At 48.1% G+C, this 24,709-nt stretch carries 21 protein-coding genes and 2 pseudogenes; 4 read left to right on the top strand and 19 right to left on the bottom strand.

From position 1 onward, the window contains the following. Both A6049_RS33975 and A6049_RS08030 read left to right on the top strand, forming a co-directional pair. Positions 1-272 (top strand): annotated as a pseudogene (locus tag A6049_RS33975) (TetR/AcrR family transcriptional regulator); the annotation flags it as partial. Between the two features lie 88 nt (positions 273-360). After that, positions 361-1,467: an MFS transporter gene (locus A6049_RS08030; protein WP_063564151.1), complete on the top strand. Its 1,107-nt coding sequence runs from the start codon at positions 361-363 to the stop codon at positions 1,465-1,467. A gap of 36 nt (positions 1,468-1,503) precedes the next feature. Here the strand turns inward: A6049_RS08030 and A6049_RS08025 are convergent. Next, positions 1,504-2,331, bottom strand: a pseudogene (locus A6049_RS08025) (formylglycine-generating enzyme family protein); the annotation flags it as partial. Between the two features lie 431 nt (positions 2,332-2,762). Further along, complete coding sequence (locus A6049_RS08020) at positions 2,763-3,107, bottom strand: hypothetical protein (protein ID WP_240321349.1); 345 nt, start codon at positions 3,105-3,107, stop codon at positions 2,763-2,765. Positions 3,108-3,353: 246 nt separating this feature from the next. Between A6049_RS08020 and A6049_RS08015 the strand changes: the two genes are divergently transcribed. Next, positions 3,354-3,671: a SunI/YnzG family protein gene (locus A6049_RS08015; RefSeq protein ID WP_063564150.1), complete on the top strand. Its 318-nt coding sequence runs from the start codon at positions 3,354-3,356 to the stop codon at positions 3,669-3,671. Between the two features lie 117 nt (positions 3,672-3,788). On the opposite strand, the gene A6049_RS08010 is transcribed toward A6049_RS08015, so the two are convergent. The 10 genes from A6049_RS08010 to A6049_RS07965 all read right to left on the bottom strand — a co-directional run bounded on the left by A6049_RS08010 (position 3,789) and on the right by A6049_RS07965 (position 17,734). Further along, entirely contained in the window at positions 3,789-4,751 is a 963-nt protein-coding gene (locus A6049_RS08010; protein ID WP_063564149.1) for a glycosyl hydrolase, read from the bottom strand. 91 nt (positions 4,752-4,842) lie between these two features. After that, positions 4,843-5,853 (bottom strand): carbohydrate ABC transporter permease, encoded by a 1,011-nt coding sequence (locus tag A6049_RS08005; RefSeq protein WP_079696486.1) that lies wholly within the window; start codon positions 5,851-5,853, stop codon positions 4,843-4,845. A 32-nt stretch (positions 5,854-5,885) separates the two neighbouring features. Further along, positions 5,886-6,785 carry a carbohydrate ABC transporter permease gene (locus A6049_RS08000; RefSeq protein ID WP_063564148.1) on the bottom strand — a complete coding sequence of 300 codons (900 nt, stop codon included), beginning with the start codon at positions 6,783-6,785 and terminating at the stop codon, positions 5,886-5,888. Next, on the bottom strand, positions 6,782-9,367 hold the full coding sequence (locus A6049_RS07995; RefSeq protein ID WP_063564147.1) for a DUF5696 domain-containing protein: 2,586 nt from the start codon (positions 9,365-9,367) through the stop codon (positions 6,782-6,784). Before A6049_RS07995 ends, A6049_RS08000 begins: the two co-directional genes overlap by 4 nt. Before the next feature lie 14 nt (positions 9,368-9,381). Beyond that, positions 9,382-10,002, bottom strand: a complete 621-nt coding sequence (locus A6049_RS07990) for a Yip1 family protein (RefSeq protein ID WP_063564146.1) — start codon at positions 10,000-10,002, stop codon at positions 9,382-9,384. Continuing rightward, on the bottom strand, positions 9,983-11,449 hold the full coding sequence (locus A6049_RS07985) for an NHL repeat-containing protein (RefSeq protein WP_063564145.1): 1,467 nt from the start codon (positions 11,447-11,449) through the stop codon (positions 9,983-9,985). Before A6049_RS07985 ends, A6049_RS07990 begins: the two co-directional genes overlap by 20 nt. An 11-nt stretch (positions 11,450-11,460) precedes the next feature. Further along, positions 11,461-12,324 carry a carbohydrate ABC transporter permease gene (locus tag A6049_RS07980; RefSeq protein ID WP_063564144.1) on the bottom strand — a complete coding sequence of 288 codons (864 nt, stop codon included), beginning with the start codon at positions 12,322-12,324 and terminating at the stop codon, positions 11,461-11,463. A 2-nt stretch (positions 12,325-12,326) separates the two neighbouring features. Continuing rightward, positions 12,327-13,238 (bottom strand): carbohydrate ABC transporter permease, encoded by a 912-nt coding sequence (locus A6049_RS07975; RefSeq protein WP_063564322.1) that lies wholly within the window; start codon positions 13,236-13,238, stop codon positions 12,327-12,329. Positions 13,239-13,313: 75 nt separating this feature from the next. Then, positions 13,314-16,241 carry an extracellular solute-binding protein gene (locus tag A6049_RS07970; protein WP_063564143.1) on the bottom strand — a complete coding sequence of 976 codons (2,928 nt, stop codon included), beginning with the start codon at positions 16,239-16,241 and terminating at the stop codon, positions 13,314-13,316. A 116-nt stretch (positions 16,242-16,357) separates the two neighbouring features. Continuing rightward, the gene (locus A6049_RS07965) at positions 16,358-17,734 is read right to left on the bottom strand and encodes an ABC transporter substrate-binding protein (protein WP_240321348.1); all 1,377 of its coding nucleotides are present in this window, start codon (positions 17,732-17,734) and stop codon (positions 16,358-16,360) included. A 523-nt stretch (positions 17,735-18,257) separates the two neighbouring features. Here A6049_RS07965 and A6049_RS07960 point away from each other — a divergent pair. Further along, positions 18,258-19,298, top strand: coding sequence for a LacI family DNA-binding transcriptional regulator (locus tag A6049_RS07960; protein ID WP_231952619.1), 1,041 nt, complete (start codon positions 18,258-18,260; stop codon positions 19,296-19,298). 112 nt (positions 19,299-19,410) lie between these two features. Here A6049_RS07960 and A6049_RS07955 read toward each other — a convergent pair whose 3' ends face one another. The 7 genes from A6049_RS07955 to A6049_RS07925 form a co-directional block, all read right to left on the bottom strand. Further along, positions 19,411-20,589, bottom strand: a complete 1,179-nt coding sequence (locus tag A6049_RS07955) for a DUF4272 domain-containing protein (RefSeq protein WP_063564141.1) — start codon at positions 20,587-20,589, stop codon at positions 19,411-19,413. 214 nt (positions 20,590-20,803) lie between these two features. Then, entirely contained in the window at positions 20,804-22,024 is a 1,221-nt protein-coding gene (locus A6049_RS07950; RefSeq protein ID WP_481852411.1) for an RtcB family protein, read from the bottom strand. Positions 22,025-22,223: 199 nt separating this feature from the next. After that, positions 22,224-22,646: a hypothetical protein gene (locus A6049_RS07945; protein ID WP_063564139.1), complete on the bottom strand. Its 423-nt coding sequence runs from the start codon at positions 22,644-22,646 to the stop codon at positions 22,224-22,226. A 106-nt stretch (positions 22,647-22,752) separates the two neighbouring features. Further along, the gene (locus tag A6049_RS07940; RefSeq protein WP_063564138.1) at positions 22,753-23,190 is read right to left on the bottom strand and encodes a GNAT family N-acetyltransferase; all 438 of its coding nucleotides are present in this window, start codon (positions 23,188-23,190) and stop codon (positions 22,753-22,755) included. Positions 23,191-23,230: 40 nt separating this feature from the next. After that, positions 23,231-23,656: a GNAT family N-acetyltransferase gene (locus A6049_RS07935; protein WP_063564137.1), complete on the bottom strand. Its 426-nt coding sequence runs from the start codon at positions 23,654-23,656 to the stop codon at positions 23,231-23,233. 22 nt (positions 23,657-23,678) lie between these two features. Then, entirely contained in the window at positions 23,679-24,161 is a 483-nt protein-coding gene (locus A6049_RS07930) for a GNAT family N-acetyltransferase (RefSeq protein WP_063564136.1), read from the bottom strand. Between the two features lie 54 nt (positions 24,162-24,215). Next, positions 24,216-24,584, bottom strand: a complete 369-nt coding sequence (locus A6049_RS07925; RefSeq protein ID WP_063564135.1) for a CDP-alcohol phosphatidyltransferase family protein — start codon at positions 24,582-24,584, stop codon at positions 24,216-24,218. Positions 24,585-24,709 lie beyond the last annotated feature (125 nt).

Genomic DNA, 24,709 nt, shown 5'->3' with positions numbered 1-24,709 from the left:
GCTGGTTGATGGAGCATGAGTCGAGAGGATGCTTGTTTTTGCGTGCCAAGGAGGAATTTGGCGGAGATCCAGACAACGTCATTGTACAAACTGTCAACGCACATAAGAAACATGTGATGACCTTGATTAAAAATCTTGATCCTGCCGCAAGTGACCGTGCAGTGTTGCAATTTAACCTGTTGCTGGAGGGTTCTACTGCACTCGCTGAGACAGAAAATGTAAATAACGTCTGCCGGGAACTCATTGACATGACGCAGAATAGTTTCAAGTAGTCCCACACCGGGTGAGTTAGTAGTTCAACTCACTTTTTTATTTCAAAGAAAATATAATGATCGTTCTATCTAAAAGGCGGTGGATTTGATGAAAAAAATTATTTTCCCAGGGATTGCCCTTATCGCTGTATGTTATGCATTCGGGAGATTCAGCTATGGGCTGTTTATGCCGGAAATCTCGGAAGCACTCCAACTGGACGATGCCCAATCCGGAGCAATCAATTCCGCAACCTACATTGCGTACTGTCTGTCTCTACTTAGTGCCCCACTGTTAATTAATCGCATTGGGCACTATCATGTCATTCAAATAGCGGGCGTTAGTGCTGTGCTCGGTTTGTTGGGCATAGCCTTGTCTCCAAACGCGTTTGTTCTCACACTAGGTGTATTTCTTGCCGGATTAAGTACAGGCTTGGCCTCTCCTGCATTGGGTAACACCGTCTACGCTGAGCTTGCACCTGAGCAGCAAGCCAGGGGGAATAGCTGGATTAACACAGGTACCAGCTTTGGCATTATCGTATCCGGTCCGATCTACTGGCTGTTCACCGAGTATTGGCGTTTTACCTACATCTTCTTTGCTGTTCTGGGTGTTGTAGTAGTGTTATGGAATAGACGTGTTCTTTCCCCACGCAAAACAGAGCCTTGTACCAAGTCCCTCTGGGCATGCATGAAGCCGACCAGACCCGGTGTGGCTCTGCTCATGGCTTCCCTTCTGACAGGTATCAGTTCTGCGATCTATTGGACCTTTGCCCGAAACTTCCTCACGGACGAAAAAGGGGCCTCCGATTCGGAAGCCGTACTGTTCTGGATTGTGATGGGGATTATGGGGATTCTCGGCGGGTGTGCTGGTCGGATTATTGAACGCATCGGAATTGGATGGTCCTATCGGATAGGCCTTCTGCTCTTGTCTGTTTCACTTGGCGTTATCCTTCTTCCATCGATGGCCGCCAGCCTGGTCTCAGCTGTTATGTTTGGCAGTACCTATATATTTCTGACCAGTGTATTCATCGTGTGGGCGACCAGGTTATTTCGTCCAAATACGTCCATCGGAATCAGCCTTGCTTTTCTCGCGCTCGGTGCGGGGCAGTTCATTGGATCATCGATAGCGGGGTACACCATTGAGATGTTCTCCAACACGACAGCATTTCTGGCCTTTGCTGTACTGGGTCTGTTCGGATTACTTATTCGGGTGAAATAGCCAGACCCTTATCCTACAAACAAGCAAACCAACAGACTATACATCCGCTGCGCATCTGAAACCAATATGCCCAGTAGATGTATCAGGCGTGTTGGGGATTCTGGCCGCCACTCTATAGCGATTGCAGTAGGAACGGTGGCATAGGTAGGAACCGCCTTTTAACACCTTGCGGTCTTCATGAGGAGATAATTCCGTGGCAGCATCCGCAGCCTTCTCGTGATCCGTAACGTAGTTGTCTGCGCACCACTCCCATACATTGCCTGACATATTATAAAGTCCGTATGCATTGGGAGGGAACGATTGAGATGGAGCGGTGCCTGCATAACCGTCGGCTGCATTATTTTTCGCCGGAAATACACCCTGCCAGATGTTGCAATAGTGCTGTCCATCCGGCCTTAACGTATCGCCCCAGGGATATTTTTTCTGAATCAGACCACCCCGGGCTGCATATTCCCATTCGGTTTCTGTAGGCAGACGTTTACCCGCCCAGCGGCAATAGGCATTGGCATCATTCCATGAGATATGAAGAACCGGATGATCAGAGCGATCTTTTATATTAGAATCGGGTCCTTCAGGATGAGCCCAGTCTGCACCTTCAACAACCCACCACCAGGGTGTCTGTTGTACCACGGTTCGAACTTGAGTCGCCGTTTGCGGAGAAACGAACAGATGAAAAACAAAAGACCAGCCAAACCGCTCCGCCTCAGTCCTATACCCCGTCTCACGAACAAACTGTGCAAATTCCGCATTGGTTACCGTACAGGCATCCAGATAAAAGGAGTTCACCTGAACTTCTCTGACGGGGCCTTCTCCATCCGCTGTAAAAGCTTCAGGGTCATTCGTGCCCATCAGGAAACGTCCACCTTCAATACGAATGCTTTCTTTCTTCTCTGCTCTATTGGTTAGAGCTATTGTGAAGTCAGCTGAATAACTGGTATGACTTGATGGCTTGTCCTCAACAGCCTCTACCGATGCAGCCGTTTCCTCTGGCAGACTCTTTTCCTCGAGCTTGCCGCTCCGACTTGCAGCGCAGCAGCAGGAAGAAGGTTTCTTTGGCAGCTGATCATGCATCTCAAGCATCCCCTTCATGGTTAGGTTTAAGATTCGTTCTCTCTATTGTACACGGCAGGGCGAATATTCGGATACGGTGGTGTTGTCATTCCTGTTCCTACTTTTTTGAAAAGTTCATTCATCTGAATTTCTTCATCCGTTTCGCATATCAATCAAGGTGACTATATAGTCCGATGATGCCCTCGTTCCACACCTGTACTTCGATATAACGCTCCGGTCCGAGATCACCCTGTTGATTCCATTCCTGAGGCAGGCAGATCCTCCCATGAGATCGTGACCCAATCCGGTTCGGTATACCATGATTCCAACCACGCGCATGCACCCAGGGTCATATAGTGAGGATAACGGTTGGTCGGTTTCCCACCTTTGGAGATAAACTGCTCGTACGCTTTCCGCTCAAGTTCTCTGCGAATCATCATGTAATCTGCTGATCGCTGACTGGCAAAATTCCGGCCTCCCTGCCGGATATGCTGCGCAACGGCTTCTGCATCCTGCTCGGACAAACTGGAGAGATTACGGAATGGTCCAACCCTTTTTTCAAAATAATGATACGCGTTCAGATCTGTCATACGGCACCACCTCCATGTACATCTCTTCGTCCCCCATTTTCGTTAGTCATAGTGTACATCACGCCAACATGTATGGAAATAACTGTAGCAAACCATTTCCTCTGGTACACTATGCCATTTCAATTACAGTACCATCTTCCGATCGCTGCTTCGCTTCTCCAGAATGATCCAGCATTCTCCGTCCAATAAGTGATAAACTAATGAAAAGGCATTTATCTTCAACAGGCTTAAAAGGAGGTTGTGTGTATGTTAGGCATTAAAGTACAGCAAGTAGAGAATAAACTCATCATCCGTTGGCAGCTTTCCAAAATAGAAATTCCCATCTCAGATATTAAAGCAGTTACCCTTGATGATACATATGGTGGAAGTGAGCCTTCAGCCGTTCGAATCGGCGCAGCGTATGGCGCTTCCGAAACAATCCTGATCCGTACAACCAATCAATCCTACATCTTGTTTAATTCCAATGAGGCATTGTATCCAAAAATCAGTGCCATGCTATCCAATAACTCAGGTGAGCGGAATGCGTCAAACTTGCAACGTGCTAACGAATCTAGCGCACCTTAAAGGTCCGATTCTCAAGGCAGGCCAAATTAACGCGAACAAGAGGCGTCCACCGTCATGTTCATGACTTATGGAACAGCCCCCTTTTTTTTCACGTCGGTAGAAGTTCAGATAATACCCCTATCTCCAACTCCACTTCGGTAATTGATCCAGCGTAATGACTTCTTCACTATTATATACTTCCTTCAAATACGCCACGGTATTATGATTGCCACCCTTTAGGAATTCCCCTGTCCAGGTACAGAACCAGCTCCAATGTACACCTTGCTCTTTCATCTGCTTTGGATCAGGAATGGAGCCATTCTCGGCTAAAGCAATGATTTTGCTGTCATTCACTAATTCACGCAGATTTTCATAACGCTTAGCTAATGGGCTGTGATCGCCTGCTTCTGGATACACATCCACACTCACAATGTCCACCACATCGTCACCCGGATACCAATCCGGCTTTTCCGAGTTCCACACCCAGATCAGATTACCCAGCTCATACGTGTTGACCAATTGATCATACATTAGGCGGTATAACTTTTTGGCAGGTTCAGGTCCTTGGGCTCCCCACCAGAACCAGCCTCCTTCCGCTTCATGAAGCGGCCGGAATAACACAGGCACCCCAGCCTCCTTGAGTTCTTGCAGATGTACTGCAATGGCATCGATATCCCGGATCAATAAGGTATACTCTTGCGATTCAGGATGAGCCAATGCTGAATCGAGATCGTAGGTGGTGGCATCCGTATAGAAACCGCGCCACCATTCTTTGCCTGGTTCATCTATCAGATGAGTAGGTGCATTCCAGTGCCAACACAATGTCACAATTCCGCCTTGCAGATGCCATGCAATCGCATCCCGAATCTCCTGAGAGATCGCGCCGCGTTCTGTCCTTGATGGAGAATAATCCATGAGATCGAATCCAATTACCGCCGGCTTGCGGCCTGTATTCTCATTAATCCAGTTCAGATTGCCGTAATCCTGCTGGCCGGACAGTACCCCTTTTCCATAACGCTCCGCCAAGTACTTCATCAGTTCTCTAGCCTCGGAAGTCGCATCTTTATTCACCAAATAACCGCTTATCTTTTGTTCCGTCATTGATAATCCCCCATTCCAAGGTAGGATACATAGAGACCCAAATATCAAAAACACCCGAATTACGCATCCTACACGACTACGCCAAGCCCGGTTAACCAACTACACCTGAACGTTCAATACTTTCCACGAAATAGCGCTGTACAAATAAATACAAAATAATGAGTGGTGCAATCGCCAGCAGAATTCCTGTATCCACGATCATGGCAACATAATTGGGGTCTGCCTTCATGCCCGAGTTCGAGCCAAAACCCATCAATTGGGGGATTAACTGGTTCGCCTGGGCAGGCAATGAAGCCACCTTCAGCGAGATAAGCGGGCTTTCACTCATGAATAGCGCGGAATAGAACGTATCGTTGTACTGCCAGACAAACGAGAACAGAATGACTGTGATCAGCGGTGAAATGGCGTTCGGCAGCATAATTCGAGCAAATGTCCGAAATCCGCCTGCTCCATCAATCAACGCAGCTTCTTCAATTTCCTTGGGCATGCCCTTGAAGAACTGGCGGAAAATATAAATGAACAGCCCCGCCTTCAACCCACCAGCCGTAGCCGCAGTAATCATCGACGGCCAGTATGTATTCAGCAGGTTGATCCCTTCTCGCCCCGTGAACAGCCGAATCATGCCGAGAAAATCAAAGTTGCGGAAATGCAGATACATCGGCACCATCAGGGTGCTTGTCGGTACTAAAATAGTGAGGATGACTAATACAAACAGCACATTGCTGCCGGGAAAAGAAAAGCGGGCGAAGCCGTACCCGGCTAACGCACAGGATATCGCTGTGAGCAGCGTTGTAATCGTGACGAACAACAACGTATTCGCCAGCAAAGGTAAATAATCCATCACCTGCGCCGCAAGCTTGATATTATCCAGCGTAAAATGCTGGGGAATCATATAGATGGTCGGATTATAGATATCCTGTTTATCTTTGAACGCAACCGAGATTTTAAGAAACAATGGATACAAAATAATAAATGAAATACCAATAATCAATGCATATCTGAAGATGGAATACAGGAGGTCCGATGTCTTGTTTCGTACCCTCTGCATGCGGTAGTTCTCTTTCGGAACCACCACCATGCGATCCGTTCCCGACACAGCCATAGTCTCATGCCTCCTTCAACGTTCGTTAGCTTTCAGTTGTAATGAACCCGTCGTGACAGTACCCATCCCACAACAACCAATACCAGACCGATGACCAGCGTATACAGCCAGGACATGGCTGAGCTCAGGCCGAAGTTCTGGGTTTTAAATGCCGTCTGGTAGATGGCCTCCGTCACCGGGCTGCCTGCAAAGGAATCAATAATCGTATAGATGACATTCGTCAGGATCAATGGACTCACCATCGGAAACGTAATTTTCCAGAAGGATTCATAAGCCGTTGCACCTTCAATTTTGGCCACTTCATACATCGAGCCGGGTACCGATTGCAGCGCAGCGAGGAAGATCAGAATCTGTACGCCAGAGCTGCTGACAATATCGTAAATGCGCATGATGGCTTCAACGATGTAATCGACATATGCCATTGGCAGCCCCACATCATTCAGCATTCGCACGATTGAAAGGACGTTGAACGAAGCTCCCCCCTCCGCCGACGAATCCACTGCACTGATGTCTCCCATCAGATTGATAAGCCCGGCGGACTCGGCCGCCGCCACAGCACTGGAGGCCAGAATGACCGGCAGGAAGAAGATCGCACGTGCCATCGTTCTGCCCTTGAATTTCTGGTTAAGCAGTGTCGCCGTAAATAAACTGAAGAATAGAATCATCGGCACATTCAGCAGCATCGCTCCGACCGAATCCACCAGAATCCGGTTGAATGTTGCATCGACCAGGATGGCATCTTTGAAATTTTTCAAACCGACAAAATCCAGTACATAGCCTCCTGGGGCAACCGACAGATTGCTCAAACTGAACCGGATCGATTGCAGCAGCGGCGTAGCGAACAAGAAGATGAAACCAATCAACCAGGGCGAAATAAACGCAAGGCCAAGCAGCGCTCTCCGTGATTTCAAGGATAAACGAAGGGTCCTCATCGGTTCACTCCTTCCACTGCATAGTCCGCCCCGCCAACGGTAATTCCATCAATCGTTACCGGATCAGCCGTATAATTCACCAAAATCGTTGCATCGCCACTATATGTGACACGCACCACGCCATCCTGAACTCGTTCATGCTCGGTTATTGGCTGGTTCCGCAAATGACCTAATACCTCATTCGCTTCCTTGTATAAGGCTGCTGCGTCATCTACCCAATAGGCAAAGTCAGTGGCATAAGCCGAATCATAACTGGTCAACTTCAGCTTGGACGATGGTTCATACGTCCATTGAAACTGCGGAGCTGATCCCAGCTCCAGACTGCGGAGCAGCTGTTTGCGCAGATCCTGATCCCCTGACGTATTCATTGCGGAAGCAGCGTAGTCCATATATCCATGAATGACCATCTCATAAAAAGGAACTTCCTCATCGGTAATGTTGAACCGGCTGGAGCCTGAGGGAGCATTAACAATATGCTGCGTATATCCCCACGCATACGCATTAGCGGATGATAACATCATATTTGGATATTCCTGCTGCAGCTTGCCCAGCTGCTCCTTCACGATGTTCTTCGCGGTCTCCCGGTGGATGACACGACTATCCCGATAATCCGAGCTCAATACCTGCCCGAGATCACGCAGCGATAATGCGCTGAGTTCCAATTTGTTGATTTTCCCGGCAAACTCGCTCACCACATACGGCAGCTTGGCGGCCGACAACAGATAATAACTGTCTTTGCTCTGATCCATCCGGTTGAGGGCAGGACTGTATGGATACAGTTCAGCTGTCTCCTTGGTGACAAATCGCGCTGCATCGGAGGAAGGGGCAAAGTTCCAATCGTCGTGATAAATACGCTGAAACGCCACATCAGGGAATAACGCTCCACCGGACTGCTTCAGTTGTTCAGACAGATCATGCAACTCGGAACGACTGCCCACTTCACTGTCCAGCTTGACCTGGGTCGGTGTATGGTGACTGAAACCTCCGCCAAACCATCCCTGATACCGCATCTGCACGCGGTTCACACCTTCCTGCTGCAGCCTCGCAGCCATTTCAGCCGCTTGTTCATATGTCGTCATAGCCAATGTGGTCCGATAAGGTACACCCAGGAATGAAGCTTTTTTGTCCACTGCACCTAACACATCCACGTAAAAAGGCAAGGCTGATTCGTCCTCCAGCGGTTTCAGTACGTTCTGCCCAACCAATTGCTGCTGATACAAACGGGCCATCCCGGAATAGCTGGCATCCTTACCATTAAGGAAATGGAATCGCACCTGAATATCCCCGCGGAATGGTTCCTCGCTTAGTAGCTGAATCTCCTGCATCTTTTGCGAGGTATACATCTCCAACTCATCCTCACCCCGCAGGGAGAACGTGCCGTAGACGTGGTTATAGCTATTTTGCCTGCCTCCAATGTCCGCAGAGATACTGGCCATGCCATCCCCTTTTTCAATCACGGCAAACCAGGCATGTTCACCGTTCTTCAAACCAAAGACAGGCATATGGACAGATTCACTAACCTGCGGGCGACTGAGTGAATTGTCATTCGGATCTGCACCATACACACGTTGTACGTACTGCTCCTCTTTGACCTTTCCGTTATTCAGATGGATCAGACTACCTGATCCGTCAGGTACAAACATATAACCTTCACCTTTCGTATCGGCGGCACCAAAATAAGCGAGCAGATCGATATTACGAATACGGTATTGACCGCTCTCTTTCACCTGACTTAGCGGCACGGTTACAACCAGCGAACCTTGATCCAGCCGATATTCCACCGGAATGACGAAGCTTGGTTTATCCGATGTGCCCCCGCCTTCGACTCCATTCTCCTCATTGTCAAAAGCAAGATCTTCAGCGGTGTAACCCGCCGTCTCAAAGGCATCCAGCATCTTGTTCAGTACAAGCTGCTTTGATATCTGTCCATCCAACCGTTCTAGCACATCCGGATTGTTCTTGGTTGGATAGTAGCGGGCAGATGTATATCTTGCGACTGTGGCATCCAGTTTCGAAAGTACCTTCTCCTCCAGACGCTGTTTGCTTATCAGTTTGGGCAGAGCATCAATGCCTAGCGAGGTATCCCCAAGCGTGTATGTAACACGAATGCCCTGATCCACATTGGCAGCTGCGAACTGTTTGTTGCTGATGCTGGAGCTAAAGTTCGGAAAGTTCTCCAGTGTACCGATCGCATTCCGAAATGACACGTTCAGCTGGGAGGACAACACTTCCTTTTCATAAGCGGAAGCCAGGCCATCCTGATTACGTTCGTTCGGATTGCTGTACCAGATCTGTCCACTCGCTCCATCACGAACGGCAATTTCCGTCGTCTCCTCGTTGTAATAAAGCGCCAGGCCCTGATCCTCGGCGACCAGTTGCATACCCAGCACCCCCTGCGAGGAATCGGTAAGGAATTGCAATGATTCCGTCTCGGTTGGCATAGCCTCTGTTGTTGCTTCAAGATAAGTCGTTGCCTCCACGGCTGGAACTCCCCTGTTATTGATATACAGCAGTCCGGCTGTAAGCAGGATCACAGCAGCACCACTGGCCAGCACCGTATATATTCGTTGCCTTTTGTTCACGGATGCCGCCTCCTTTAGGTCCGAAAAATCAACTCGCGGTAGATGTTGTAACCGAATTCATATAACTGCTGCAACATGCTGAACACCAATGCTCCGAGGAACACGATTATGCCCATGACAATTAACGTCAGCAGCATCGTCAGGATCGTTTTGATCACGGTGTACTGGTGTACCGTCATCGTGCCAATGAAGAGCAGCAGCACGAACCAGAAGAACGCGATGCTATTAAATAAATAATAAAAATCCGTCTCTTCCTGTACCATAAACCGGCTAATGATAATCATCGGGACATAGATCAAAATAATCGGAATAAGCGAGTATCCTGTTGCCAGAAAAATCTCCCTGAACTTTCCTTCACCTTCCATTAGGGTGGTTACCGCCCAGTTGGCTATGCACCAAAGAAAGAACGGTACTGCAACCGTTGCGATCTCCCCTATGCTGTTGATTGTGCGAGGATCGATGTAATTCACAAGAAACCCCGCGTATTGTTTTTGCAAAATCATCATGATAATGGTAAGCGCCAGTGCTCCAAAAGCAACGGTCAACCTGCCCCGCTGATCCGACTTGATATCCCAGAATGCATCAATGGGGTGAAAAATGAGATGCAGCGGAAACTTAATGTAATCCTGCTTCACGGTCAATCTGCCTCCTCCGTCTCCATTTAACCGCCACTCGGACCAGGATCAGAATGAAAATCAGTGCGATGGCAAGCGTCAGAAAGGTGCCGAAATGTTCCTTCATCATCTCTCGCCGATATCTTTTGAACGCGACAGAATAACTTTTGCGATCCATACCCAGTTCGAAATAACCCAGAGCTTCCTCGTTTTTCTTCTCCATCAGCAAGGATTTTCCGATACCGATATAGGCGATATCATAGTTGGCGTTCAACTTCAGCACTTCTTTCCAAATATGAACAGCCTCCGTATCCTCACCCTGATAATGAAGGGCAACCGCCTCATTCACGCTGGCTCCAAACCGTGTTGGCTCATAGATAACCAGATTGCTTTTCCCCCGATCCAGTACCAATTGATGATCCCCGGATTGTTCCATGGCGACTGGTGTTTTGAGCGTTCCCACCTGATTTCCTTTGCCTCCATATACGTAGAGCAGATGACCTTCATCATCGTAAGTAAACACCCGGTTCTGCGTCGCATCCAGCACACTGTACATACCGTTGCCCAGTACCTTCACATCAATCAGTTTGGACGGACCCGGGTTATTGCGGAATCTGATATCTCCTTTGACTTCAAAATAACCAAATCTCTTCAGCACATCCTCGCCGGATGGATTGAGACGTTTAATCGGTTCGCTGGAACCCGGGTCGATATTGGTCGCATATACGAACCCTTTGGAGTCGATATCGACATTGGAAAACTCGGTCGGTACAAACAAAACCATCTGCGCCCGCTGGGCTTTGGTTGAGAGCATCCGCCAAATGTATTCGCCGTAGTCGCGTTCCACCTTGTTCGTACCAACGTATCCAATGAACTGGCCGCGCTCGTCAAACTGCATAATTCCTTCGTAAACACCCTGAGCCACCACATACACGCGGCCTACCCGGTCCACAGTCAATTTCAGCGGTTGGAACTGAAAATTGGTCGCGAGGATATCGGACTCCGGCTTCGTAATCGTATGGACCAGCTGACCTTCCGCATCCAGGACAACTACACGGCTGTTCCCCGTATCAGCGATGTATACTCGATCCTCTTCATCCACGAATAATCCACCTGGCGTATTAAAACTCTCCTTGCTGCCGTCCATCATAAATCCTTCGATCACCCGCAGCAGCTTATAATCCGCGTCCAGGACAACAATTCGGCTGTTGCCACTGTCCAAAATATAAATCTGCCCGGAGGGAGAAACGTTTACATCACCGGGGTCTTTGAATTCGCCAATGCCCAGGTCGCTGCCCGAGATGGTTTGCTTGGGCAGATAGGCATCCGGTGAAGGAACGGCCTCTTTCCAGTAGTTGTAGTTATAACTCTCATACGGCGCCGGGGAGGCCGCCGCAGGCACGGCATTCACCAGCAGCAGCGATACTGCCGCCAGGAGAACAAGCCATCTTTTCACTGTGCGTGCCATATCGTTCCCCCTTATTCCTTCATGCCCGAACTCGCCATCGTCTCAATGATGCGGCTCTGCGAGAAAATGAACAGCGTAATGGGCACACTCATCAAAATAAGTGCTACCGCAGCACCTGCCCCGGCCCGGGATATCCCGCCCTGAATGATCTGACCCGCCGCATAGTGCAAGGTCTTGAGCTGTTCACTGTAGATGTATCCATTGCCATCACTGCCCCACAGCATCTGGAACAGCAGAATGATCAAGGTGAGCCAAGCTGGCTTTACATTGGGCATGACAATGGACCAGAAAATCCGGTATTCACTGGCACCGTCAATTTTGGCTGCTTCCAGCAACGCATCCGGGATCTGCTCCATGAACTGCTTCATCAGATACAGACCTAATGAATAGGAAAATGCCGGAATAATGACGGCCCAATACGTATCAATCCAACCCAGCCATGACATGATCATATAGTTGGGAATGGCCGTCACGGCAGGTGTGAACATCAGGGAAAGCACAACAACCTGGAACATGAACACTTTGCCCGGAAATTTGTGCTTGGCGAGTGGGTACGCCGCTGCCGAAGCGAGCAGTACATGGCCCACGATGCCAATGCCCGTAATAAATACCGTGTTGAATATATATCGTGAGAACGGAACCCACGAGTCACTCAGCAGATTCAGCAGATCCGTAAAATTGCTGAACGTTGGATTTTTGACAAATAGTGTGGGTGGAAAAGTAAAAATCTCATCCAGCGGTTTGAACGCATTATTAATCGCATAGATTAGCGGCAGCACCATGAAAGCACCAAATACGAGCAGAAGGGCAAACAGGGAGATGCTTCCTGATAAAGAGCGGTTGACCCGCTTTTTGCCTGTCGCAATTGCAGCCATAGCTATTCTCCCACCCTTCGAAGCAGTTTCTGTACCAGCAGGTTGGTGCCCACCATAATCATGAACAGCACGGTTGCAATCGCCGAGGCGTATCCCATCTCAAACCGTGTTGTACCAAAGTCGATCAAATGGGTCACCACCGTCTCCGCCGCATAGTTCACACTTGGGAACCCCGCCAGCGCAATGGACACATCCGCCACCGCGAATGAGGTCGTAAGTTGAATGACCGCACCGAACATCAATTGCGGGCGCATCGAAGGCAGGGTAATATACCAGAGTTCCTGCCAGCGATTTTTGATCCCATCTACCGCGCCAGCTTCATATAATGTCCGGTCTACGGTCTGCAAACCGGCGATAAACGCCAGAAAGCCTGTGCCAAGACTGAGCCACAATTGCACCAGAATGAGGATTGGCATAATGTAGGCTTCCGTTTTCATCCACTGGATTGGCTCCAGCAGAAATCCCCATTTGATCAGCAGTCCATTGGCTATACCGTAGCGATCCCCCGAGAAAATCATCAGCCAGATAAAATAGACGTTCCCCGATATGGATGGCGCATAGAAAATCAGCGTCATGAACGCTCTCCATTTGGGTGTTAATTCATTAATGATCCACGCAAATACGAAACAGGCAATATAGCTGATGGGTCCGGTAATAATGGCAAACAGCAACGTATTTTTGATAGCAATCAGAAATACGTCATCCTCCAGAAACAGCCGGGTATAGTTCTGCCAGCCAATAAAACGCGGAAACTCCAACATGTTGAAATAAGTGAAGCTGAGTATGATGGAGATGACCACCGGAATCACAGTGAACATGATGAATAGGATCATATAAGGAGCTAGCAGTACATAGGAATGTTTGCTGGCCTTCATTTCCTTGAGCTTCCAGGACCACCATGATTTCATGCCCATGCCTGGTGTTTTCTCAGGAGGACTGTTTTGTCCGTCTCGGAGTGATATTTGTGACACTGTTAACCCTCCCTCTACTTACGGAAGACCAAATTCATTACGCTTGACTCGAATCTCGTCCTGAATATACTGGGTGTAATCCATGATGGATTCTCTGGCTTCCACTTGGCCAACAACCGTCTTGTAAAATGCATTGAACAGATGGCGTCCGGTAAAATAACCGCCAGGCACCTCGGGAATGCCCTTCACCGTCTCGAATTGTGCTTTCAGATTCGCATAATCCTCAGCAGGCCATGGAAGTGAATCGAGTGCCTTGATGTTGGCTGTCGGATAACGCGCAGCCGCACCCATCAGCCCTTCCATCTCGCGGCCAAACTCAGCCTGAACCGGTGTACTGGTCCACCATTTCATGAACTCCCACGCGGCCTCTTGGTCCTTGGCGCTTTCCAGCATCATGACCGCGCTGCCGCCACCCGGAACGTCCCGATTCAATGTTCCATCCGGCTGCACCGTCCCCGGAACAGGAACAAATCCCCATAATCCACGGATCTCCGGTGCAAATACAGACAACTGGTTATACATCGTGTAATCCGTCAGACCAATCGGCATCTGTCCGGTCCGGAAACGGTTGGCAAAGTCATACTCCCGCTCCAGCTTGTAATCGGTATAAAACTCTGTCCACTTCTTAAAGGTCTCAATACCGATGCGCGAGTCCAGATCCGATTCCTTGCCGTCATTCCGATAGAAGGAGCCTCCGTTCTGCAGCAGCATTGTGGCATACTGCGAGTTAGGCGGGATATTGACCCCCTGAATGTTGGCTTGGGCCACCACCGGCATGCCAAATTCCATATGATTTTTACTCAGAATCGCCAGCAGGCTCTCGACATCATCCCACGTTTGAGGAACTTCAAGCCCCAGCTCTGCAAGCACATCTTTTCGGTAAAACAACATATTAAAGGTCTGTGTCTCCGGCAAAGCGTAAACGCCTGAATCGTAGGCGTACGGTACGATGGCACTGTTTCTAAACTCCTGTTCTACCGTGGTATAGTCACTGAACTGGGTAAGATCCACCGCCGAGTTCCGCATCGCAAAGTTCACCGGCAGATCATTGCCGATCTGCATCGCTACATCAGGTCCTTCACCCGACAAGGTGGCTGGCAACAGCGTACCCATGTTGACCAGCTTCAAATTGACGTTGATGCCGCTCTCCGGTGTGAATGTCTCATCAATCATCGCTTTCATCGTGTTCGCCTGATCACGGCCACTGCCGATCCAGACCGTCACCGTGCGCTGATCCTCTGATGTGGCTACATTCCCGATCTGGTTATAATCAATGAAGAACGAGTGATAGAATGTCTTCGCTTCATGACCAAGCTTCGCCAGTGGACCCGTACCCGTTCCGGGAATGCTGCTGTCTAATGAAGCTACATAGAGAGCATCAATCTCAAGCGGTTGCTCGCGAGCCTGCTGCACCCATGTCCCCAGTCCGCCTGTGTTCGTTTTGTAAGCGGCAAGTCTTCTTGGAATGGTATCCGGCTTATCGATCATCTCATCCAGCTGTTGGGCCATCGTTTTGATCAACGCTTCCTGATCGCTGGACTGGCCTGACAGAAGACGAAGTTGCCCTGCCACTTCCTTCAGACGTTTGCTTTCTCCGCTGAACACCTCCAGCAGATTCGGAATCTGCTTCTCCACCCGATAATCCCGGAATTCATCCGGCTTGGTGCCTGTAATCATTAGAATTCTCCGGTACATGGAGTTCAGGTTGTACAGGCTGTCCTCCACATTGCGAATAAGTGGTGCGAAGTCGCCCAGGCTGTTCTCCAGCCGAATGACATGTTTGCCTTTATCCAACTGGAACTTGTAAGCTTCCTCACCGCCCAGCACATCAATGCGATAGTCGCTTTGGTAACGGAATGGCGCCTTTGTCATCTCCGCAAATGGAATCTCGCCATCGATGGTCAGCTTGCGTGTGGAATAGATGCCTTTGACAAAATTTTGCTGAGCGGTAAAACCGATATGATAAAGTCCACTCTCCGGCACGTCCACTTCCCATTCGATCCACTGTCCTGGCAGACGCCAGTTAAAGCCACCAATCGTATTAATACGCACCTGGGAAGCGCTGTACGGAGATACGGCTGAACTTGATCTTTCACTGGTTGGATATAACGTAGGAGAAGATTTGGCAACAGCCGCTTCCCCTTCAATTCGGATGAGCACATCCTTAGGCTGACCGGAAGAATCCATCTGCTTGGCCCCCGCGGTTTCCGCATAAGCAACGGCTGGCTTCTCGTTGAATAGCCGTATGGATCGAATTACTATGGGTTCGCGAGAGGATTTTAGCGTTAACGTGTGCCTTCCCTTTTCCAGATAGAATTTGAATGGAGCCTGTTCATACCCGTCCGAATCCTGAAATGTTTCCTCCATCCAGCGGGGCTTCTCCACTTGTTTTGGGCGAAGATCATTGCCCTGATTATCCTGTTCAACAGCCTGTTTCTCATTGCCCCATACCCGGTCAAACTGCAAATAGGCGGCTTCCGCAAACGGAAGTTCACCATCAATGTACAATGCACGCTCAATGGCCGAACTCTTTCCTTCTACGGGAAAATAGACAGCAGAGAGGTTGTACAGCCCGGTTTCCGGTACTTCAACTACCCAGTCGATCTCGCCTGTCTCCCCAGTATGCAGCGATACACCTGGCTTGCCCTCATAATCATTCAGCTTGCGTACCTCTTCACCCTCTGCCCGTATGTAGTCTCCTGCTTCGATGGTCATATCCACATTCGGTCTTGAGGCCTCACCTGCCTGGGACAAATATTGTTCATATCCGTTCTTCTGCCTCGTCTGCTGCAAGATGGCATCCACCTCAATGGCAGGCAAACTGCCAGAAGGCACAACTGCACTCTTTACACCTGCACCGGAAGTAAGCAAAAGTATGACGCAGGCTGCCGCTGCTGCAATGACTATGGGCAGGATCCATTTCTTTCGTTGTAGAATTCCAGCCATCCTACGAGCCCTCCTCATCAAGGCTGATGCCAGCAATGCCTAATTGGTAATACAGGAAAAGAGGTACCCGTGCGTGAGCCCGGACACGAGGTACCCCTGTCTGAATCATGCTGGTATTACTGTTTGCCAAGTTTATCAACTGCCGCTTGTGCCTGCGCTTTATACTTCTCGGCTGTTGCTGTAACGGAAGCATTGTTTTTGATAATGTCGTTTACATAGTCACCGATTGGATAACCCGCGTAAGCGTCATCCAGCAGGATGCGGCCCGTTCCCGCGATATGCTCGCGAATCATGGCGATGTCCTTCTCGTCGGTATAACGGCTTTCCAGGTAATCCTGACCTGGGTACTCTTCAATCTGCGGAATGTCGAAGGTTTCTTCATAGATTTGGTATACCATTTTAGGATCTTCCACACCTTTGGGAATGAATTTTGCTGAGGCAGCGTTGTTGGCGTATGTTACATCCTTGTTGCCCTGAGGACCGTTCGGAATTGGTACGACTCCAGCAGCAAAGGTGATATCGCCCAACTGCCATTCCGCAGCAGTGAACAAAGCCACATCTCCATCCTTGAATGTGTTGCTTTCCTCCCAGTTCGTTTTGTCGCCTGTTTTGACTTTCACAACATTCTCGACGTTATACAGGCGTTTGACGAATTCGGCAGCTTCAATCGTTTTCGGATCGGATAATCCTTCTTTTGAATGTTCGTCGTCTACGATCGTGCCGCCATTGGCTGCAGTAAAGTGACGAAGTACGTCGATGGCCCAGCCAGAGAACCCGTATACGTCAATTTTTCCGTCGTTATCCGTATCTTTGGTCGCCTGTTTTGCCAGTTCCATGAATTTATCCCAATTCCATTCGCCTTTGTTGTATAGCTCCTGAGGATCAGGCAGCGACAACTTCTTGAATAAGTCACGGTTATAGTGAAGTCCCAGACCGATGCTGGTTGGAGATTCAAATGCGTAGTAGTTGCCTGCGATGGCAGGGAATTTCGTGATCAGGTTTGCCTCTTGGTTGATGTTATTCTCAGCTGTGGTGAATTCGGAGATCGGAAGCAGTTGCCCTTTGAGGATGGCGGGTAATGCGGATTTGTACTCCATCTGAACGATGTCTGCGAACGGTTCGCCAGCCAGCGCTGTCGTGGTAAATTTGTTCATGTATTCTTCGAATGGCACGTTTACAAACTCAATTTTCACGTTGTATTTCTTCTCGACTTCAGCGATTTTATCCAGTCTAGCCTTATCCGATGCGGTCTCCCCCGCTGGCTTTAGATCCCACCAGGCCGCAACCTTGATGACACGTCCACCCAAATCAGGTACATCTACGGCCACTTCTTCTGTTCCGCCTTCTTTGTCTGTCTCGACGGTTCCAGTGCTATTGCCCGAATTCGCTGGTGCATCATCAGCCGGCTGAGCCGTCCCCCCACCACTGCAAGCGGATACAAAAAGCATTACGACCAATAACATGAGCGGCAAAACGTTCCATTTTCTAGTCACGATTTTAACAACCTCCCCGAATGTGTATACAAATCATGGTCCGGCATAACTCCCTGACTTTTTCATTTACCCTAATGAAATTCGACGACCACCACCATTTGTTATTTTATCGTTTGGTTTTGACAAACAAAATTTAACATAGCATAATGTAAGCGTCAACATTTTTATTGTTAACATTTTCTAATTATTCTGATAAAATGCTGTTATATCGCTTTAATACCTTATGATATAGCGTATTATCCGAATACCATTCTGAGTACTTCCATATCCAAAACGAAAATCATTTTTGATTATTTTGTTATTTTATAAAATAACAAAAAGATAATAACCCATTCAAAATTCGCCTTTTTCTCCTGCAACACGTCCATTCGCCAAGGTCTATTTTCGTCGGTACATGTATGGAACACTAACATTTTCACTTCTACAGCCGTTATTAGATTAAGAGAAATACATCATGATATACTAGAAACAGCTTTATTGCACAATGTAAGGAATACGGCAGAACTACGAGTGTAAGGATGGTATGATGAAGACGAAGGTAACAATTCAGGAAATTGCACATTTTACAGGTCTGTCGAAATTTGCGGTCTCACGAGCACTGTCCGGAAAATCAGGTGTTAGTGAGCAGACACGGGACGTTATTCTTAAGGCCGCTGGCAAACTTGGATATTTCAAAGATAACAGCATGTTGTCTGGTGATATGTATAGCAGCAATGAACTTCAGGACCCGCAAAACACGCGGTGGAGTGGCACCATTTTGATTTTGTTTCCCAATGTTCGTTATCAGAATCAGGAATCCGTATACTGGGGGCCTGTCTTTAACGGGATATCCTCTAGACTGAACCAGAAAGGCATCAATATTCTTACTCTGACAGAGCCTTCTGCGGATCAACTGTTCACGTTGCTGAATCCGGATGCCATTCGTGGCATTATTACGGTTGGTTCTATCTCCACACCCATTCTGCTTGAAATTAAGCGTCTGGGCATTCCTGTTGTCATGGTGGATCATCTAGACCCCGTCTTTCACAGTGACAGTATTTTCACAGACAACTTTGCTTCCATGCGTGACATTATGCTCTATTTGCTGCGCAAGGGATTCAAACGGTTTCAGTTTGTTGGAAATACCAGTGATGCGCACAGCTTCTATGAACGATGGGTCGCCTATACTTCGGTATTAATGGGTCATGGATTGGAAATGAATCAGATCCCCGAACTAAGCAGCCCGGATGTGGATGATTTTCGCAAGACGTTCACTTCGGTCATTCATGAGGGGAATTTGCCTGAGGTTTTTGTCTGTGCCAATGACTTCTATGCGCTATACACCATCGAGGCTCTGGAGAGTATTGGGATTAGTGTACCCGACCAGTGCGTAGTCACCGGTTTCGATAATGTGTATGATAATATCCCTGTACTCGCCACAGTTAATGTGAACAAGGAATTGCTTGGTGCGCGTGCGGTTGACCAGATGTTATGGCGAATTGTAAACCCGGAGAGCAGTGTGGAGAAAAAGCTGATTCTTGCTGATGTGATGATTCGGGAACAGTACGGAAGACATAGCGGATAAAACGGTAAGGTAACCATAGACACCAAAACACCCCCATATCCAGTGTTCGGCTGGCTTGGGGGTATTTGAATTTGAATGTCAAATAAAAAATAGTTGATGTTAAAAGTCCATTCTACGTATCTGTCCGGACATCATCCCAATCTTGATCCAGATAACAGATCAGCCAATTGAGCGCACGGTGACGTTCGTAGGCCACTCCGCCATTCAGACCCCCGGGAGGTGTTTGCTCCTTCACACGACTGTCTACACACACCCAGTTGTACCGGTAGATTAGATCCGCTGCATCCAAAATCTCGCTTTTGGAGCGAAGCTGTGCCCCGGCTACAAAGGCTTCAACATCGTCACATTGCTGCAAATACCCTACATCTTGTCCTACGTTACAAAGATTTACCGGAGCTCCAAGTTCCTTGACGTAGCCAAGCGCCCATAACATCACATGATAAGCCTCATATCCCCATGAAAAGGAGATAACCTCCTGATGCTCTGCCCCATGCTGCTCCACAAATCTTCTCTCCACAGGTGAAAAGAATGAAGCTGCATCATACTTGTCGATCACTTCCTGGACCAGCGCTGCTGTATCTTCTGCGCTCTCCCCCGCCCCCAGGCATTCACCCTTGAGAGCTGCAATACAGAGGGCTACCGCGCGATCTGCGACTTGTTCTACACTGCGGATCGTTGTATGCTCATCCTCCGCTCTTGCAGGTAAATGAACATTGAATGGGATTCCTTGCTCCGTTAGAAGCTGCTCGGAGCGCTCTTTACGCTGCATTGCAGATTCCGATGGGGGTCTGGCATCATCCAGAAAACTGGTGTGCGCTGTCACTTTGTAATCCTCTACTTCGGATTCTCCGTTGACATCCAACAGCAGCTGACCTTGCGCATTCAGCAAGGAGCCACCTCCCCAGAAGATGACTGCATCCAGGGCATCGGCCAGATGCAATAATTCATTAAAGAATTCTTCGGAAATGTCTTCTTCTGTCTCGATCCCAACAACCATATTCAGTGTAGAGCATTTAATAAGTACCTTTTCCTGCAGCGCAGCATTCTTTCCCTCAATCTGACTTAGAAATCCCAGCATCCCCTGAATCATTGCAGTAAATTCTTCAGGGTGGGTCTGGCTCGTCATGATATTGAAGCCCTTTGTCTTCTTACTAAATAACTTCTTACGTGTAACTTGAATATGGGTTTTGTCTTCCTTACGCTCAATTGTATCCTGAGGGTATATGGATTGAATTATTTCGAACAACTGATCTAGGTCAAACTGCGAGCTGTATATCGCACAATTTCTCATGAGGTTCACCTTCTTCTTTCTATATAAGTTCAACTAATAAATATTTACACTGGCACTCCGATGACAGAACAACCTTCCGATCGCTGTTATCCCCAGATTTTGTTGATTCCCTTCTCCAAAGGGAAAAATCCGGGGATAAAGGCGAACACTTCGCTTCTTCAGGTTATTTCTGTCCTCTCCGTTGTTGTGTAAATGTTGAGTTGAACATATCTAACTAGTCCTTATACGGGTCGAATTCATTGCCCCCGGCCATCGCGACACCTACGGGACGCAGGATATGGTTGATTTTCAAGGTATGCGCATGCGCATTCAGCACGTCCTGCAGCTTCTTGTACACAAATGGACTTTCATCCGTTCCTGCACCCCGAAGCTCCACACCATAGGCACGAATCGCCGCTTGCATCTGTTCCTCGCTGATCTCCCCACCCATGCGTGTACGCAGCTTATAATTCATTTTGCCAGCCGCCTGGGTTCGGCTCATAGTGCGCCCTGCACCATGCACGGTGCTGCGGAAAGACTCGGTATTCTCTTCGCTGTGGATTCCTTCCACAATCACCGAGATATCTCCCATGCTTCCGCCCACAAAACCGAGCTGGCCCGGTGCCAGCGGCGTTGCTCCTTTACGGACCACCACCACGTCTTCGCCCATATGCTGTTCTTTCCAGGCAAAGTTATGATGGTTATGAACCGAATACTCTGCACTCGCCCCGAGAATGCCGAGAACTTGTTCAATCACATAATCACGCCCTACGTATGCATACCGGCCGGCCAATGTCATCCCGTCCCAATACATATCACCCATTTCACTCTTGAGGTCAAACAGTGTTGGTGGTTGGTCCATCGATTCTCCCGGCGCTTTGCCACTAAACGCACGTCCGGCAGCCAGATTCAGAAAACCACTGGCGACCTTATGCCCAAAGCCACGACTGCCAAAATGGTTTGCAATCCATACTTTACCCGTCGCCTCTTCCACAAAAATATCAACAAAATGATTACCACTGCCCACTGTCCCGAGCTGGTTGCGCGCGAGTGTCTTCAACTTGTGTTGTAGTCCAGGCTCAATGGAATCAAACAGCTTCCAGCTGGCATCGTCGAACAGCTCATGCTCCACAGGGTTGGGATTGTTGCGTCCTACACCGAAGGATATGGTCGCATTAATATCATCCATAATCAAAGCAATCTGATCCCGTATATCATCCCACATCAGGTTGGTGCGCACTGCCTTGTTACCGCAGGCAATATCATATCCAACCCCTGACGGACTGATCATGTTCCGGTAGGCAACTACGCCCCCGATGGGCTGTGAATATCCTTTGTGATGGTCTGCCATTAGAGCCACGCCCAGTACATCTCCATACTGCGAGCAAGTCACCGCCTGACTTACCGCATTCTCCAGCGGCTCCCCCCAGACTTTAATGTTATCTACGATACGCACGATCTGGTTAACCTCCTTTTGTCTTCATTAAAACTTACAATTAAATATGTACATTGAAATATATACGTCCCTGCCCACAACTTTCTTTATTTTACCAAAGAGGGACCCTTCCCGAAACTATACATTCCTTCAGCTCAAAGATATCCGTATAAAGTAAAAAAAGAGAGCTAGGCTCTCTTTTACATGATCAGTCCCAATTTTATTTCTTATTGATCTTAAACTTGAACTCCCACGTCGCTGTGTTACCCGAATAACGGCCCCTGTTCTCCGTCACGACAACCGATAGAGTCTTGTTGATTGATTTGGTAATGGAGGAAACCTTAACGCTCATACTTTTGCTCCCTAGATCAGGGATTTTGTCCTGCTCTTCGGCATTCGCTTGTAATTTCAGCGTATCTGTAGGTTTCAGATTCAACGTGACCGACGAACCCTCCTCCAGGCTCTTGCCGTTCACACTTGCCCCTATGGCCCATTCATTACCAACGGAATTGTTCTCCACCAGTTCTGCACTGACAAGCGTCACGGTCACTTTAACCGTCTTGGCAGCGGCATAGGATGTTGGGGAACATACAGCGAATACCAAACTCAGAATCATCAAGACATTAGCCCATTTTTTGAACACGAGAGTGCCTCCCTCATATCAGTTCATTTATTTCGAGACTATGCCTTATTCGCCCTGCTCCTTAAGTAGTCCTTCTACCTATTAGACATTTTCCGTGATATATTGATTAATTAAAATGCTTCCGGTAACCCTGAACTTTCTCATCTTTAAAGCCCAGCTTTTCATAGAAAATATGAGCCTCTTTGCGCTGATCGCCAGACACCAGAATCATGTATTCACATCCAAGATCTCTCGCAATGTGCTCAATCTGAAGCATAAGCTTCTGACCAATTCCCTGTCTGCGTACCCGATCGGATACAATCACATTCTCCACAACCATGAAGGGATTGCACTGACCCGCCAGATCCATACATTCAATACCCATAACCGATCCGGCCAGTTCGCCGTCGTAAAATGCACCGAGTACATGGTAGTGCCCATTTTGCTGGATATAATGAAACATCTTCTGCATCTGTTGTTCATTAGTCGGTGTACCCATCAATTCGTTGTATAATTGGCTTAGCGCCGGTAAATCCTCAAGTTCGATTGCTTTAATGGTAACCATAATAACCCTCCTGATTTTGCCCTATTTCACATACGCTGTCTTACGTTAGGTCCTTCTTAAAATAATAATGACTGTGTCCGGTCGGTGCATTCTCGATCGTTGTGATCAATTGGTAGCTATGCTTCTTGTAAAATTCCGGTGCTTGATATGAGAATGTGTTCAATTGGATGAAGTCACAGGATTTCTCTCGCGCAATTCGCTCAACTTCAAGCAACAACTGAGAACCATATCCCCGATGCCGTTGTTCAGAATCCACCCAAAGAATATCAACTTCCAGCCAGTTCCAGCAAAGTGTACTAAGCACACCTGCAACTATCTCGCCGGTCTCATTTTTGATATTGAAATTCAGTTCTTCGTAACGATGCCTTAATTCCTCGCTCACATGCGCAGCATTAAATGCGATAAGTTGCTGGCGAACATACTCTGAATCCTCTGAAGTACTTGGATTGATGTTTATTTGGGACATCCTCTTCTCCTCCTTCTCGTCATTACTTCGTGGTAAACATCTGAATAGGACCTTCCCAGTCAGGCTCTCTAACCTCTTGGTATTTATTATCGGTATAGCGTGCGATGACCTTACGCCAGAAAATCTGAGCAGGCTCATTCGTCTCCATCTCCGCTACTTTCCATGTCCCAGGGAAAAGGTTGAACACATGGATGGCCGCTTGCGCATCCATTCCCAGCTTTCTGTATTTTTTCATTACAAAAAACTCTGCCATAGCGTATATACTCGTTCCCTGTTCACTCTCGATTTCACGAATCAGTGCGAATCCCGCCAATTGTCCTTCTACCCGAAACAAAAAAGGATATCTGCCCGCTTCTGTCCAATAATGGTCCAGGTACACATATTCATATAACCCGTTTTCGTTAACATCTTCCGGGTCATACTCACTAAAATCGTATTTGTACAACTCCATCAGATTACGCAAAGTTGATTTATGTTGGTAATCCGCCTTATGAATCGATAACATGAGATTATTTCCTTCTTTCCGTTAGGTTTCGCAGGGGTTCTTTATTTCAGTAGTCTATAATTTACTAAGATATAGTTCAATCCTGAGAACAGCGTAACTCCTGCCGCCAGCAATCCATGAACCGATCAGATTCTCCTGAACCATCATAATCAGTGCAACCGAAATCAAGAGTTTGTCTGCCAGTGGATCAAGCAATTTCCCCAGATTGGTGATCTGATTATATTTTCGGGCCACATACCCATCCAGCTTATCCGTACCCGCAGCCAGTGCAAAAATAATAACGCCAATCACCAGACCATGCTGATCCAAAAAACGAATAAGTTCACTCGACTCCAGTATCCATGATGGCAACGGGATGAAGCACAACATAAATAAAGGAATCAATGTCATTCTTGCCAGGGTAATCTTGTTAGCCAGGTTCATGGAAAACCTCCCTCTACTTCACTCCAATATGTTGTGATTTCTCCACCCTTGCGCCATCCTCCTTTTTTTCACAAAAAAAGAAAGGGCAGACTGTATATCATACAGTTGCCCTTCTTCTGAATTTT

Origin of the sequence: Paenibacillus sp. O199, assembly GCF_001636635.1 — a bacterium.
Lineage (GTDB): Bacteria > Bacillota > Bacilli > Paenibacillales > Paenibacillaceae > Paenibacillus > Paenibacillus marchantiae.
This window is presented reverse-complemented; position numbering and strand designations above follow the sequence as displayed.

Bases quoted from the DNA above. Each gene is read 5' to 3' on its own strand.
- A6049_RS07960 (WP_231952619.1), top strand. From the start codon at position 18,258: ATGATGAAGACGAAGGTAACAATTCAGGAAATTGCACATTTTACAGGT.
- A6049_RS07940 (WP_063564138.1), bottom strand. From the start codon at position 23,190: ATGGTTACCATTAAAGCAATCGAACTTGAGGATTTACCGGCGCTAAGC.
- A6049_RS07985 (WP_063564145.1), bottom strand. From the start codon at position 11,449: ATGGCACGCACAGTGAAAAGATGGCTTGTTCTCCTGGCGGCAGTATCG.
- A6049_RS07980 (WP_063564144.1), bottom strand. From the start codon at position 12,324: ATGGCTGCAATTGCGACAGGCAAAAAGCGGGTCAACCGCTCTTTATCA.
- A6049_RS08030 (WP_063564151.1), top strand. From the start codon at position 361: ATGAAAAAAATTATTTTCCCAGGGATTGCCCTTATCGCTGTATGTTAT.
- A6049_RS08000 (WP_063564148.1), bottom strand. From the start codon at position 6,785: ATGAGGACCCTTCGTTTATCCTTGAAATCACGGAGAGCGCTGCTTGGC.
- A6049_RS07925 (WP_063564135.1), bottom strand. From the start codon at position 24,584: ATGAACCTGGCTAACAAGATTACCCTGGCAAGAATGACATTGATTCCT.
- A6049_RS08020 (WP_240321349.1), bottom strand. From the start codon at position 3,107: ATGACAGATCTGAACGCGTATCATTATTTTGAAAAAAGGGTTGGACCA.
- A6049_RS07955 (WP_063564141.1), bottom strand. From the start codon at position 20,589: ATGAGAAATTGTGCGATATACAGCTCGCAGTTTGACCTAGATCAGTTG.
- A6049_RS07930 (WP_063564136.1), bottom strand. From the start codon at position 24,161: ATGTTATCGATTCATAAGGCGGATTACCAACATAAATCAACTTTGCGT.
- A6049_RS07970 (WP_063564143.1), bottom strand. From the start codon at position 16,241: ATGGCTGGAATTCTACAACGAAAGAAATGGATCCTGCCCATAGTCATT.
- A6049_RS08010 (WP_063564149.1), bottom strand. From the start codon at position 4,751: ATGACGGAACAAAAGATAAGCGGTTATTTGGTGAATAAAGATGCGACT.
- A6049_RS07975 (WP_063564322.1), bottom strand. From the start codon at position 13,238: ATGGGCATGAAATCATGGTGGTCCTGGAAGCTCAAGGAAATGAAGGCC.
- A6049_RS08015 (WP_063564150.1), top strand. From the start codon at position 3,354: ATGTTAGGCATTAAAGTACAGCAAGTAGAGAATAAACTCATCATCCGT.
- A6049_RS08005 (WP_079696486.1), bottom strand. From the start codon at position 5,853: ATGGCTGTGTCGGGAACGGATCGCATGGTGGTGGTTCCGAAAGAGAAC.
- A6049_RS07935 (WP_063564137.1), bottom strand. From the start codon at position 23,656: ATGTCCCAAATAAACATCAATCCAAGTACTTCAGAGGATTCAGAGTAT.